At 24.6% G+C, this 14385-nt stretch carries 15 protein-coding genes; 2 read left to right on the top strand and 13 right to left on the bottom strand.

All coding sequences use genetic code 4. The features are described 5' to 3' along the window. Positions 1–4 precede the first annotated feature (4 nt). Positions 5–214 carry a hypothetical protein gene (locus AAHM89_RS10140; protein ID WP_342266270.1) on the bottom strand — a complete coding sequence of 70 codons (210 nt, stop codon included), beginning with the start codon at positions 212–214 and terminating at the stop codon, positions 5–7. Between the two features lie 370 nt (positions 215–584). Here AAHM89_RS10140 and AAHM89_RS10145 point away from each other — a divergent pair, with 370 nt between their 5' ends. After that, positions 585–1490, top strand: a complete 906-nt coding sequence (locus tag AAHM89_RS10145) for an Mbov_0401 family ICE element transposase-like protein (protein WP_342266271.1) — start codon at positions 585–587, stop codon at positions 1488–1490. A gap of 192 nt (positions 1491–1682) precedes the next feature. Here the strand turns inward: AAHM89_RS10145 and AAHM89_RS10150 are convergent, their stop codons facing one another. From AAHM89_RS10150 to rpsB, 10 genes are all read right to left on the bottom strand, one after another. Continuing rightward, positions 1683–2675 carry a lipoate--protein ligase gene (locus tag AAHM89_RS10150; RefSeq protein WP_342266272.1) on the bottom strand — a complete coding sequence of 331 codons (993 nt, stop codon included), beginning with the start codon at positions 2673–2675 and terminating at the stop codon, positions 1683–1685. 7 nt (positions 2676–2682) lie between these two features. Beyond that, complete coding sequence (locus AAHM89_RS10155) at positions 2683–3819, bottom strand: alpha/beta hydrolase (RefSeq protein ID WP_342266273.1); 1137 nt, start codon at positions 3817–3819, stop codon at positions 2683–2685. 39 nt (positions 3820–3858) lie between these two features. Further along, positions 3859–5361 carry an FAD-dependent oxidoreductase gene (locus AAHM89_RS10160; RefSeq protein ID WP_342266274.1) on the bottom strand — a complete coding sequence of 501 codons (1503 nt, stop codon included), beginning with the start codon at positions 5359–5361 and terminating at the stop codon, positions 3859–3861. A 137-nt stretch (positions 5362–5498) separates the two neighbouring features. Beyond that, positions 5499–5714: a hypothetical protein gene (locus AAHM89_RS10165; protein WP_174481599.1), complete on the bottom strand. Its 216-nt coding sequence runs from the start codon at positions 5712–5714 to the stop codon at positions 5499–5501. Positions 5715–5992: 278 nt separating this feature from the next. Continuing rightward, on the bottom strand, positions 5993–7246 hold the full coding sequence (locus tag AAHM89_RS10170) for an acetate kinase (protein ID WP_252319743.1): 1254 nt from the start codon (positions 7244–7246) through the stop codon (positions 5993–5995). 18 nt (positions 7247–7264) lie between these two features. After that, positions 7265–8257: a phosphate acetyltransferase gene (pta, locus tag AAHM89_RS10175; protein ID WP_342266275.1), complete on the bottom strand. Its 993-nt coding sequence runs from the start codon at positions 8255–8257 to the stop codon at positions 7265–7267. A 23-nt stretch (positions 8258–8280) separates the two neighbouring features. Then, entirely contained in the window at positions 8281–9009 is a 729-nt protein-coding gene (gene pyrH, locus AAHM89_RS10180; RefSeq protein WP_174481596.1) for a UMP kinase, read from the bottom strand. A gap of 63 nt (positions 9010–9072) precedes the next feature. Continuing rightward, positions 9073–9654, bottom strand: coding sequence for a hypothetical protein (locus tag AAHM89_RS10185; protein WP_252319747.1), 582 nt, complete (start codon positions 9652–9654; stop codon positions 9073–9075). Positions 9655–9674: 20 nt separating this feature from the next. Continuing rightward, complete coding sequence (gene tsf, locus AAHM89_RS10190; RefSeq protein WP_252319749.1) at positions 9675–10553, bottom strand: translation elongation factor Ts; 879 nt, start codon at positions 10551–10553, stop codon at positions 9675–9677. Between the two features lie 15 nt (positions 10554–10568). After that, positions 10569–11345 carry a 30S ribosomal protein S2 gene (rpsB, locus tag AAHM89_RS10195; RefSeq protein WP_338987051.1) on the bottom strand — a complete coding sequence of 259 codons (777 nt, stop codon included), beginning with the start codon at positions 11343–11345 and terminating at the stop codon, positions 10569–10571. Between the two features lie 404 nt (positions 11346–11749). Here rpsB and AAHM89_RS10200 point away from each other — a divergent pair, with 404 nt between their 5' ends. Continuing rightward, positions 11750–12238: a hypothetical protein gene (locus tag AAHM89_RS10200; protein ID WP_342266276.1), complete on the top strand. Its 489-nt coding sequence runs from the start codon at positions 11750–11752 to the stop codon at positions 12236–12238. A gap of 71 nt (positions 12239–12309) precedes the next feature. Here AAHM89_RS10200 and AAHM89_RS10205 read toward each other — a convergent pair whose 3' ends face one another. After that, entirely contained in the window at positions 12310–13173 is an 864-nt protein-coding gene (locus tag AAHM89_RS10205) for a hypothetical protein (RefSeq protein ID WP_342266277.1), read from the bottom strand. A 600-nt stretch (positions 13174–13773) separates the two neighbouring features. Continuing rightward, on the bottom strand, positions 13774–14316 hold the full coding sequence (locus AAHM89_RS10210) for a hypothetical protein (protein ID WP_342266278.1): 543 nt from the start codon (positions 14314–14316) through the stop codon (positions 13774–13776). Between the last annotated feature and the right edge of the window lie 69 nt (positions 14317–14385).

Genomic DNA, 14385 nt, shown 5'->3' on the forward strand with positions numbered 1-14385 from the left:
TCCTTTAATTAAGTTTTTTATTTAATTCCTTATTATTTAAATTTATGTCTAATTCCATTACTAATATTTCATATTTCTCAATAAAAGCATCTTTGATTAAATGATGTTTATAATTTTTATGATAATTATTAGCATGCTCTACAGTTGAAAATGCCTTAAATTTTATTTGATTAGTATAATTAACTTCATATTTTAATAAGTAAACATATTTCATATTTATTTTTCTCCTTTTAATTTTTTATTGTGTTATGATATTGTTAATGAGGTATGTATTTATATATAAAACCCCCTATTTTCTTAAATAATACAAATGTAATTATTAATATAGATTAATGGGGTATTTACTGAGCCATAATAAGGCTATTCAAAATTAATCTATAATTACATTAAGCGATACAGTGTAACATTTTAACTTGCTTAACATTAAATGCTCTTTTATACTGATATAGAAGTATTTACATAAAGTACTCACTATTAGACTTCTACGACAGTTTTATTAAGTTTTAATCTTTTAACAAAAAAAGAACGATAGTTATATCGTTCTTTGTTATTTCTAAATCTATCTATTAAATTAATGCGCCCCATTGTTAGATATATATCTTGGTGTTAAAAAGTATAGTAAATTAGCACCAGATGTTATTAAACAAATTTTAAAATATTTTGCTGATGGTAAAAAGTATCGTGATGTTTGTGATACTTTTATTGAAGATTTAATAAGTACTAGTACGGTTTGTAGAACATATAAAAAGTTTGAATTACCAAAAGCCAATATCCCCGAAATACCATTGCAACCATATCAAAATTTATATGTAAATATTGATGATGGACATAGAAAATTTAAGTTTAATGAAAAACACAATACTAAGAATTGTAAAAAATGTTCTATGAGATTATTAGTATTTTGTACTGGTAAAAAGAAAAATGGAAAATTAATTAATAAAAGAGCAGTATGCAAAATAAGAATATCAAAAACAGAAATTGGTGCAGAAAAAACAGCACAATTAATTAAAAAATATGGTAATTTATTTTTTGAAAATTTTGACAAAGCAAATTTAATAGTTTGTGGAGATAGTGCAAAATGAATTAGAAAAACTGCTACAATTTTAAATGCTAAATTTATTTTAGATAAATTCCATGCTTTTCATGTTTTATTTCTTGGGATAATGGCAGGAAGAAAAAAAGATAAAATTGCTAATTTACACTATCAAAATGCAATAAATTTATTTGCAAAAGGTCAATATTATGAATTAATTGATTTTTTACAGTTATTAACTTTAAAATATAAAAAATTAAAAGTTGGTTATTTTATTAATGCAAAAGATGGTGTATTAAACCAAGCATTAGTTGAGAATATTGGTTGCTTTACTGAAACTAATATTAAACAAATTTTAAAGCATATGATTGGCGATAGAACTTATAACATTGATATGTATACAAAAATGGTTAATTTTAAATGCTATCAAATAAATACAGCCATACAGTTATTATAAATTAAAACTAAAATTTACTTTAATAAGAATTTTTGAGTTATAAAAGTAAGTATTATTATTAACTAATATTTTTCAAGTGTTAAGATTAACATACAATTGCATATTGAAGTCAAAATTATTCTCGTCTAACTTTATAATTTTAAGACAAATTTGAATATTATTGACAACATCGGTACGCTCCCATTTTATTCATTATTTTATGATACTTTTTATGATTTCTTCAGCAAGAAAATTTTCACCAAAAATTTCGTTAATATTAGCATTTTCAATGATATTAGTAATAGTTGCTACATTATATTTTTGTTTTTCTAGTTTTTTTTCTAAACTAGTAGTACCTGCTGACCCTAGGAAATCACCATATATTTTAATATTTTCAATAATTCCTGCCTTAACATTCATTCAAACGTGAATAGTTCCTTTACTAGGAAAAAGTGTTTTATGTTTTAAATCAAAATCTGGAGATTTACCATAAACTCAATCTCAAGTTCGATATTTAGTATTTGCTAATGATTCAATATCAGCAATCATTTTTTCAGAAAATTCCATAATCTTTGTATTTTTTGTACTTTTTAATTGTTCAATAATTAAATTTTGAAATTCTTCAATTGTTATTGGTGGATTTAATAATGGTAAAATATTTGTTACTCGTGCTTGTACTGATTTAATACCTTTTGATTTTAATTTATCCAAATCAGGTTTTAATACTTTTGGTAACATTTGCATATCAACATTAAAAAGAATAGTACCATGATGTAAAATTCGATTTTTATATGTATATTGGGCATTACCCGATATTTTTTTATCATCAACTAAAATATCATTTTTACCACTAAATTGAGCATTTAAACCTAGATTTTGTAAAACATTAACTATTGGTTTTGTAAAAAGACCATAATTACGAGCATTATCTTTATTTTTATCAAGAATAAAAGTAAAATTTAAATTTCCTAAATCTTGATAAACAGCTCCACCACCAGATAATCTTCGTACAACATTAACTTTTTTTGTTCTCACATATTCATTATTAATTTCTTCAATTGTATTTTGGTTTCTACCAACAACAATAGTATTATTATTTTGTCATAATAATAAGATTTCATCAGTTATATAAGGATTAGTAATCAAATATTCTTCGGCTGCTAAATTAAAATATGGGTCTTTGCTATTATTAATATAATAAATCATTATTAACTTAATCTCCTTTATCTTCGATTTTAAAATTTGTTCATTTATTAACAAATTTTAAAGTAGTTTTGCAATATGTATCATAATCGGTAGTGACGGCTCTTATATGTTTAGCAGATGGCATAATTAATAATTCACTTATTGTTTCTTCTTCATAATTTATTTTCTCTTCATACATTTTTTGTGCCATTGTTGCTGGTACAGTTTCATCATCATTACCATGAATAAATAATACAGGAATTGAAGAACAATATTTTAATTTATTAATAGGATCAATACTATTAATATTAAATTTATCTTTTAACCTAAAGAAAAATTTAACACCATAATAAAATCAAAATCAATGAAGGTTAAAGTATTGTTTACCCATAATTTTAATAATATGACTAAAACTATCAAATCCACAATCAGAAATTGCACATTTAACACCAAATTTACCAGTATCAAATCGAGATATTTTTTCCAAAACAGTACTGGCACCCATACTATTACCAATTAAAGTAATATTAGGAGGTTGTTTAAAATCTGTTTCTGCTAAATAATTATTAAGACTTAAAATAACAGCATATAAATCATCTGCTTCTTTATTACCAAAAGTAATTGCATCATGGATATTATTACTACCATGACCTCTTGTATCATAAGTAACAATACTATATCCCTGTTCATAAAAATGTTTAACTAAATATAAAATGCTATAGCGATTTTGTTGTCAACCATGAGTTGCAATTATTCATTTATGATTTTTATTAGATTGATGATTATTAATGAAAAAAGCTGATAACAAGCGATTATCATAAGTAGTTATCGTCATATCTTGTGCTTCCATCATATCCCAATTACTATCATCAATCATTAGTTGTAGAGAATTTTGTAATTCCATATCTCGATTATAAAAACTCAAAGTATTGAGATCAATTTTAGCAAAATTTGGATTAGTACTTCGTCCAATTCGTTGAAAATTTTCCATAACATTTCGCATCATCAAACCAATAAAAAAATTAGTAATTAAAAAAGGAATAATCCATAATGGAAAAGTAAATATCAAAATAATTTTTAATCATCAAGCAATTTTATATTTACTTTCTTTAACTGGTAAAGTCATTCTTGCTCTAAGTTTTAAATATTTTTCATTACTAACCATTATATTTTATTCCTCTCAAAATTAATTTGATAAGGCAATCTATTTTTTCTTACCTTTTAAATATGGATCAGGATATGTAACATCTTCTTTTGTTAAAATTCCTGTTGCTAAAAGTGCTGCCGCAGTAACAAAGTTATAAGGCTTATTAAAGTGTGGTAAGAAATACATATCAATTAATGGAATTTCATCAATAGTAACCTTTTTCAATATTGCTAATGAAAACATTGCAATTGTTTCTGTATGATCATGAGTTGAACCAATTTCAGCCCCAACAATACGACGAGAACTCTTTTCTCATATAATTTTAATTTTTACTTCATGATTTTCACTCATAAAAGGTGGAAACACTGTATCTTGATAAAAATATGCTTCTACATTATTAGATCCTAAAATTGCTTTTGCAGAAACTTCTGATAAACCAGTAGCACATAGTTTTCAACCAAAAACAGCAATTGCATTTGTTCCTTGAACACCAGGAAAGGCGATTCTTGTTTTAGGATCTGTTTTTGCAACATTTAATCCAGCAATTAAACCACTACGTACAGCATTAGTTGCTAAGGCAATATTAACATTTTTATTTCAAGCATTTGAACGAATATTAATACAATCACCAATTGCATAAACATTAGGATCTGAAGTTTGAAAATATTCATTAACTTCAATTGCACCACGGGGATCTAAGCTAAGTTGAACTTTACCATTCTCATCTTTCAAGATAGCAGTATTTGGTAAGAAACCAACAGCCATAATTACTAAATCAGCTTTATATGTTCCTTTATTAGTTTTTACTTCACTCACTTTATCATCTTTAATAATAAATTCTTGTAAAGTTTCTCCTAATTGTAATTTTACTCCTACTTTTTTCATATCTGCTTCAACATCATTTGTAAATTCTTCATCATAATAACGAGGCATAATACGATTTTCAAAATCAATTAAAGTAACTTCTTTTTTATCTTTATAAAAAGCTTCCACTAATTCAATACCAATATAACCTGCACCAATTACTACTACTTTTTTTACTTCTGGTTTACTCAAATCAGAAATAATTTCTTGAGCATGTTGGTATAGTTTTGATAAATGAATGCCATTTGTTAATTTAACACCATTTAAAGTATCTTTAACAACTACGCCATCTTTATGAACAATTAAACCAGGAATTTCTTTACCACCTGGATTTAAGATTGGTCATGAACCAATCCCTAATACTAACTTATCATAACTTTCAGTAAATACTTCATTAGTATCTAAATTTTTAATAGTAACAATTTTAGCTTTACTATCATATTTAATCATTTCATGTTTTTCTTTAATTTTAACACCTAATGCTCTTAACTTTTCAATTGTGGCATAAAATAATCCTTTTGGATCAGTAAATTCTTTACCAACTCAAAGCGCAATTCCACATCCTAAAAATGAAATATTATCATTACGATCATATGCTACTACTTCACTATTTGGATTAGACCTCATAATTGCCTTTAGTGCTGTTGTTCCGGCATGATTAACACCTATAACAACTATCTTTTGTTTTCTTTCCATGCTAAAATCCTCTCTTACTTATTACTTTTTTTTCAATTTCTTTTATTGTGTAATCACAAATACAAATATATATTATTTTATCACTTTTTATTTAATAGTTACAACTCTTTCTTTCGGTAGACAATATACCATTCATTTTAAAAACCTAAAATTGCAATTGGTCAATTTCCATCATGATAATTATCTTTATTACTTTCTTCTTTTCAATCACGACAAGTAACCCTACTACGACTTGATGATGACTTCTTAGTTAATTTATTAATTTCATTTATCATATTTTTATCAAAATTTTTATATTGATTTTCCTCACTAATTTTATGATTATTTTTTTCTTTAATGTATTTAAATTCCATACTTTTTTCTCCTTGAATCTTTAAAGTATTTATTTTTAATTAAAATTTGATAATTATTAAGTATTTTCACTTAATTTAAACATTATATATCAAAATAAAAAACCTTAATATATTTTTTTATTTTTTAAATATTTTTTAATAAATTATATGTATCTTGACAAATCATTAATTCTTCAAAAGTATTTATTTTTAATTAAAATTTGATAATTATTAAGTATTTTCACTTAATTTAAACATTATATATCAAAATAAAAAACCTTAATATATTTTTTTATTTTTTAAATATTTTTTAATAAATTATATGTATCTTGACAAATCATTAATTCTTCATTTGTTCTAATTTTAAAAATAGGAACTTCTGATTGTTTATCACTAATTTCTAAGTAATCATTATACTTATCATTATTTTTATTAGTTACTAATTTTAAAGTAAACACTTTAATTTCCTCAATAACTAATTGACGAATAATTGCAGAATTTTCGCCAATACCTGCAGTAAATACTAATGCATCAATATTACTATCTAAGTCATTACCATATTGAACAATATAATTAGCAATTCTTTGCACAAACATTTTTATTGCTAATTGTGATTGTAAATGATACTTATGGTTTTTATCATTACTACTTGCAAGAACATCACGTAAATCAGAAGAATGTCCACTAATTCCTAATAAACCCGAACTTTTATTTAAATCATTAGTAACGGTTTCAATAGTTGCTTCTGCTTTAACATTACACATATAACCATGAATAGAAGGGTCAATGATACCACTTCTAGAACCCATAATTAAACCATCTAACGGTGTTAATCCCATGCTAGTATTAAAACTTTTACCATTTTTAATAGCACAAATACTAGCACCATTACCTAAATGACAAATAATAGCATTAATCTTATCTTTTGGTTTATTTAAAATATTAGTTAATTTATCTAAAATATAACGATAACTAGTACCATGAAATCCATATCTTCTTACCTCATATGTTTTATATCAATCATATGGAACTGAGTAAAGATACTTTTCTTCAGGAATAGTACTATGAAATGAAGTATCAAATACTGCCACATGTTTAGCATGTGGAACTAATTTTTGAAAAGATGATAATCCTTTTAAAGCTGGTGGATTATGTAATGGTGCTAAAGGAATACATGCTTTGATACCAGCAATGACTTTCTCATCAATAACAATTGAGTTATTAAATTTTTGACCACCGTGAACCATACGATGACCAATTCGTTTAATATCATCAAAATTATTAATGACCTTATACTCAATTAATGCATCAATTACTGTTTGCGCTCCTATAACATGATCAGCAATATCTTTTGTTACTTCATGTTTAATAAAGTTATCACCATTAGCAATTTCAATAATAAAATTACTATTTTTAATAGCTATCCTTTCAACTAAACCTTTACAAAGAATAGTAAAATGAGGTTGTTTATCATTATTAATAGCATTAAAAAGTTGAAATTTAATAGAACTACTTCCGGCATTAATAACTAAAATTTTATTTTGTTCTGACATATTTGTTTTATCTCCTTATTAATTTTTAATTAATGTTTGAATAGCAGTGATCAATGCTGTGTAATAAATGTCATCAATAGTAGCACCACGAGAAAGATCATTAACTGGCTGATTTAAACCCAAAACAATAGGACCAATAGCTTTATAATCACCTAATCTTTGGGCAATTTTATAACCAATATTAGCAGCATCTAAAGTTGGGAAAATAAATGCATTACAATGATTTTTAATTGTTAATTCTGGGAATTTTTTATTTCGCACTTCTTGATCTCAAGCAGCATCAAATTGAATTGGTCCTGCTACTTGCACGTTTTTTAATTTTAATTGTTGAACAAAGTTAGTAGCATTACGTACTTTATCAACACTTTCACCACTACCACTAGTATTAGTAGAATAAGATAACATTGCTAATTTAATTGGATTAAATTCTAAAAGTTCACCAAAGTGAATTGTAGATTTTGCAATATCTGCTAATTGTTCAGCTGTTGGATTTAAATTAATTGAACCATCACTAAATAAAAATATTTCTTCATTTTTATTCATAATAAATGTACTTGAAACAGTTTTAGTACCTGCTTTTGGTCCAATAATTTGCAAAGCTGGACGTAAAATATCAGCAGTAGTAAAAGTAATACCACCAACAAAACCATTAACCTCTTTATTATTTAATAACATCATTCCATAGTAATTACGACTTAATACCAATTTATTAGCCGCTTCTAAAGTTAAACCCTTTGCTTTTCTTAATTCATATAATTGATTAGTAAAATTTGTTACTTGATTTTCTTCAATAGATAATGTTTTAATATTAGAATTTTTAATATTACTAGGAATTTCTTTATCATTATTAAATAATAAAACCGGTGTAATAAAATTTTTAACAGGTGAATTATCATTAATAATTTTTAAAGCTACTGCCTGTACTTTTTCATTATCTCCTTCTGGAAATAAAATTCTGATTGATGTTTTGCTTTTTTGTAAAATAGATAAAATAAAATCTAATAGTTTCATATTATCTTCTCTCCTTTAATTTGTTAATTTTGATTGCTAATAATAGTTGCAATTGCTTTATTTTGTACTGCTTTAATGATATTGTTTTCAACCTTAATATCAAATACCATAATTTTCAAGTTAGCTTCCATGCACATTGTTGAAGCAGTTAAATCCATTACTTTTAATTGTTTATTAGTAATATCTTGATATGATAAATGTGAATAACGAATAGCATTTTTGTTAATGTTTGGATCTTTATCATAAACACCATCAACGCCATTTTTTGCCATTAATAATATATCCGCATTAATTTCAGTAGCACGAAGTGCTGCTGCAGTATCCGTTGTAAAGTATGGTGAACCAGTACCACCAGCAAAAATACAAACATAGCCTTTTTCAAAACTACTAATAGCTTTTTTGTAATAAAAAGGTTCAGCAACTTGATTAATCTCTAATGATGTTTGCACAATAACTTTTACGTTAAGCGCTTTTAACTTTGATTCAATTACCAAAGCATTCATAATAGTCGCTAACATTCCCATATAATCAGCATTAATTCTTTTTAAACCAATCTTTTCTCCTTGTTTAGCACCACGTCAAATATTACCACCGCCAATTACTAAACCAACTTCTACCTTTGCCTTAACTAGGGTTTGAATTTGTTGACAAACATTATCAATACTTTCATTATTATATAATTCATTACTACCATCACCTAAAGCTTCACCACTAATTTTTAATAATATTCGTTTATATTTAAATTGTTCCATTTTTGATCATCCTCCTTAAATTTAATATTATAAAAAGCCACAGATTGCTTTGTGGCTTTTTATTTATTTACTGTTATCACTAGATAATGAATCATTATTTGCGCTTTCAGCGACAGTTTCTAATTCAACGTTAGCAATAACTTTTTGTGCTAAATGATCTTTAACAAAAAGTTGTGCTTGTGGAGTAATAATTGTTAAACGTTTTTTAATTTTTTTAATACCCTGTTCATAAACAATTTTTAAAACATTTTTCTTTTGTTCCAATGCAACAATTTTACTAGTATTAACGCTTTGTCCAAAGAAATAAATATTATGTTCATCAACTGCGATACCAAAATCAAAACTAAAAATATATGCTAATCCTAACATGATAACTAAAAATATATATTCTACTATTAATAAAGTTAAAAAAGCAGGATCAGATTTAATATATTCTGGTTCAAATGTTCAAACTTGCATTCCAATTGGAACAATCGAGATAACTAAACCAATTACACCAACTATTAATGTTGCTACTAATAATTTTAAATTCAAAAATTTAATAGTTGTTTTTGGTTTATTAAAACTATATCATCCTCAACCAAGAATAACTAATAATAATATAAACATTACTAATGCAATATAATATATAATTTGAAAATTCACTTTATTTACCTCCTAAATGTTTATTTGGCAGAACTATCAATTTTTTCACCTAATTGATAACGTATCATAGCTATAATTGTAGCATGATTTTTAGTTAAATACTCTTTAACCTTAATTGTATTATCTTTAATATAAAGTTGATCAACAATAGTTAATTCAGATAATACTTTTTCAAAACGACCTCTTATAATATTTTCAAGAATATTATCAGGACGTTTTTTTGCTTTCAATTTTTCTTCTTCTTTTGTTTTTTCACTAATAATTGATAATTCTTTATCACGAACTGTTGCAGGTATGTGATCAATATCAATGTATTTAGCATCTGCTGATACTAATTGCATAGCAACATTATTTGGAATATCACTTTCCTTATCAACACCTTTGATAATAACTAAACCACTATATTTACCACCACCATGGACATATGAACCAAAAACTTCATCACTATTTTTACTTAAATATTGAAAACGATTTAAAACAATATTTTCACCTAATTTAGCGATAGCAAATCTTATCTCATCATTTAAACTTTCACTACTTCCATCAGCTTTTAACATTAAAGCTTCTTCAATAGTTTTAGGTTGATGTTTTAAAATTGTTTCTAAAATCTTAGTAAATAAATCATTAAAATCTTCTAAATCAGCAACTTGTTCAGTTTGACAATTTAATTCACCAATAATTGCATTATTACCACTAATAACAACTTTAGTAACCCCTTCAGTAGCTTTATTAATACTTTTTTTCTCTGCTTTTGCTAAACCTTTAATTTTTAATAGGGAAAGTGCTGCTTCAAAAATATTATTTTTTTCCATCAAAGCTTCTTTACAATCAGTAATTGGTAAATCGGTTGTATCTCTTAATTTTTTCAATAATTTAACATCTACTTTAACTTCTGACATATAAACTATTCTCCTTTATTCTTTATTTTTTTCAATTACATTTTCAGTTTTATTTTCATCAAGACTAATAGTTTCTTCTACTACTATTTCTTTTTTATCAATAACTGGTTTTACACTTTGTCCTTCATTAATAGCTTCAGCAATTTTCTTTGTAATTAAAGTAATTGATTTTGTAGCATCATCATTACCAGGAATAATATAATCAATATTATCTGGATTTGAATTACTATCACAAATCGCAATAATTTTGATACCAAGTTTAACTGCTTCTTCGACAGCAATTTTATTAGTAATAGTATCAGTAACAAAAATAGCTTCTGGTAATTTATACATATTTCTAATACCACCAAGGTTACGTTCTAAACGTGCTTTTTCTTTAATTACTAACATTTGCTCTTTTTTTGTTAAAAGTTTAATTTCTCCACTTTTTTCTTTATTTTCAATATCAATTAACTTTTTAATACTTGATTTAATAGTTTTAAAATTAGTTAAATTACCACCTAATCAACGTTCTGTTACATAAGGTGAATTACAACTAATTGCAAGTTCTTGCACAGCTTCTTTGGCTTGTTTTTTTGTACCTACAAATAAAACTTTTCCACCATTTTCACTAGTTTCTTTAACAAAGTGACAAGCTTCATCTAATTTACGCATTGATTTTTGTAAATCAATAATATGAATACCATTTCTTTGACCAAAAATATATTTACGCATCTTTGGATCTCATCTTTTAGTTTGGTGACCAAACTGAACTCCCGCTTCAAGGAGTTGTTCACGTGTTACAACTGACATATTGTCTCCTTCTAATTTGTTTTTCTTCCATTTATTTCTAACATTGGCCACTTTTTAATTAAAAAGCACTAGGCAATGAATTCACAAATGTGTTGCTTATTTTCATTAAATTAAGCCTGTATATTGTAGCATATTTTTTATATTTTAAACAAATTATTTTTAAACATAAAAATAGAATTGTATTTTAATAAACTATATTATAAAAATATTTTTTAGTTTTCTTAAAAAAATAATACCAATAAAAACACACAATATATTATAAAAATAAAAAGTAAATTACACATATAAAATATTCATTTATGATATAAAATACTAAAAACTTAATATTAAGTTTTTTTAAACTAATTACTTTAATTTTAAAAGTAAATAGTTTTTTTATATTTAAAAGGGAAGATGAAAGAAAAATGTTTAAATCTAAAACTCAAGAAAGACAACAACTTAAATATCATTTGCAAAATCAACAAAATAGATTAAAAGAAACTGTACTAGAAGAACAAACAATATGTGGAGTTACAGAATCATTTGTGAAACTTACTGAACAACAATTAAAAAAGCACAACTATGCTAATAGAAATGAGATAACTAATTTAGAAATAGATCAAAGATTAAGAAATAGATTTGCCATAGAAACAAAGACTAAAGGAACAACAAATGCTGGCATTTGTTCTAGTGATATTTTATATGATAAAGAAATAAAAGCAAGTAAAAGTAAAATAGCACAAAACATAAGAACTGTTTATTATGCTCCACCTTCTACACATTCAATGTGAAGCCCTAAAAAACAAGTTAGACAATGAAATGAAGAAATGAAAAATAAAAGTAATCAAGATGCTGGAAGTTCTCATTGAGATAGAAAACAAAATAGTAATCCTTTTAGTTCTCCATTTAAATAAAATTAAATATAACTATATAAAAAGAAGAGTGAAATTTCACTCTTCTTTGTTATATTTATTAATTTTAATAATTAAGATATAAATAAAGTCTCTTCAGTAGCAAATTGAATATCACCAATTGATATTTTTACTTTTATGGTATTTCCTTTAACAAAATTTCCTGTACCTTCTGCAGCTTCACTAACTTTAATTTTTAAAGCACCTTGTTTAATAAGGTCAGCAATACTTTTTACTGTTTTACCTTCAAGTTCAGTAGTTTTAAAATATTGTGTTAAATCTGTATCAACTGGAAATTTTGATTTTGGTTCCCCAGCTACAAATCCAGGAATAGATTCAAAATTAGCATTTGATATTGTAGTTGGTAAAATTGATGTAACTAATCCTTGATCTGATTGACCCAAAATATCTAATGAGAAATTATCACCTAATGATTTATCATTTTTTTGAAAATTAAAAATTAGTGTTCCACCAGTAACTACATAATCAGCATTACCTGCCTTCTTAGAAATTGCAGGTGAATATGATTGAACATTGATACTAATTTCATTTGTTTTTTTAACCTCAAATATTCTGTTTTCACCTTCACCGGTTTTTGCTTCAATTTTTAAAACATTAACTAAAAAATTCGCAGCATCATTTGACTTAGCTTTTTGCTCACCAGTATTACCTTTTAATAAAGCTGTCGCAGTAATTGCTAATTGTTCAGATTTTCATGATGCTAATTTACTAGTTGCATTAATATCAATACTTAATTTAACTAGTGAATTAGCATTTGTATCTAAAAAACCAAAATCTTTTTTAACTTGAACATCCATTTCTTTAGTTGGTGTAGGATTTGGATTTGCTCCTCCTCCACAAGCCACAACTGAACTTGCTGCAACAGTACTTAAACTAACTGCTCCTAATAATTTTAACAACGTTTTTATATTTCTCATAATTGTTCCTCCTCAAAAATTTTTTTCCAAAAATAAAAATTATTTTCTGTTATTATTGTATTTATATAATTAAAAAAAATACTTCTAAGAGTTTTTCCAAAAACAACTTTTACTTTATTTTCATTAACTACTATTTGTTTATTAACATTATTAGCATTTAAAAATAATTTAAAATCAAAGTCATAAAAATTATTAATAGTTTTTAAATCTTTAGTTTGACCTTTAAAAAAAGTGTATCATCTAATTGGGCATTAATAGTATACTGCATATTATTAATATAATAATGTGATAATAAATAATATTTTTTTCATCCTTCTTGTACTATCAAATAATTTGGATGGGTTTCTACTACTTTCAAATTAACATTTTCAATATTTATATGTTCATCTTTTTTAAAGTTAATGTTAACTAAGGAAGTAAAAGTAAATACTAATAATAAAAAGAAATACTTATAAAATGATTGCTTTTTAAAAAAAATAAAATACAAAATAATTATTATTATTAATAATAAAACTAAACCACTAAATATCGTAAAACTTGATAAAAAGAAAACTAAAAATATTAGAAATAAAACTAATAAAGCATGATAAGTAAACATCATTAAAAACTAATAAATTTATGCATCAATTGTATATATTTTCTTTTTGTAGTTATTAATAATTTTTCTAAATTCTCTAACAACTGTTTTGCATTTAAATTTTTTTTATTAAATAATAATACTTTTTTGGCATCTTGACTATTTAAACCTAAATTAATTAAAGGCTCTAAAGTAATAGTATAACGGGAATAATATTTAATAGCATTATTTCTTGGTGATAATATTAATTTATAATTTTCACTAATATTTTGATTTAGATTTAATGCTAAAATGTCAAAATAAACATTAGAAATATTTAAAGTATTAATTAAATTAATAATACTTATTTTTGAATTAAGAATTTTAACATAATATTTATTTCGTATACATAAATCTTCTCTAATTGGTAAATGTTCTTTAATTTCAACAGTAATAGTAATAATTTTTGTATCATTTTTTTCCTTACTAACTATTTCATTTTCATTAAAATTTTTAATCAACTTTAATACAACTAATCCATTACTTGCAAGAAAAAGAATTGTCAATGTTATAATTAATAATCTCATTTAATTTCACCTCAATAATTATTAAAAATGAGATAAGCAATTTCCTTTTTTTATTTTTTTTAATATAAT

Origin of the sequence: Spiroplasma endosymbiont of Villa modesta (genome assembly GCF_964030925.1) — a bacterium.
In the GTDB taxonomy this organism is placed as follows: domain Bacteria; phylum Bacillota_I; class Bacilli_A; order Mycoplasmatales; family VBWQ01; genus Spiroplasma_E.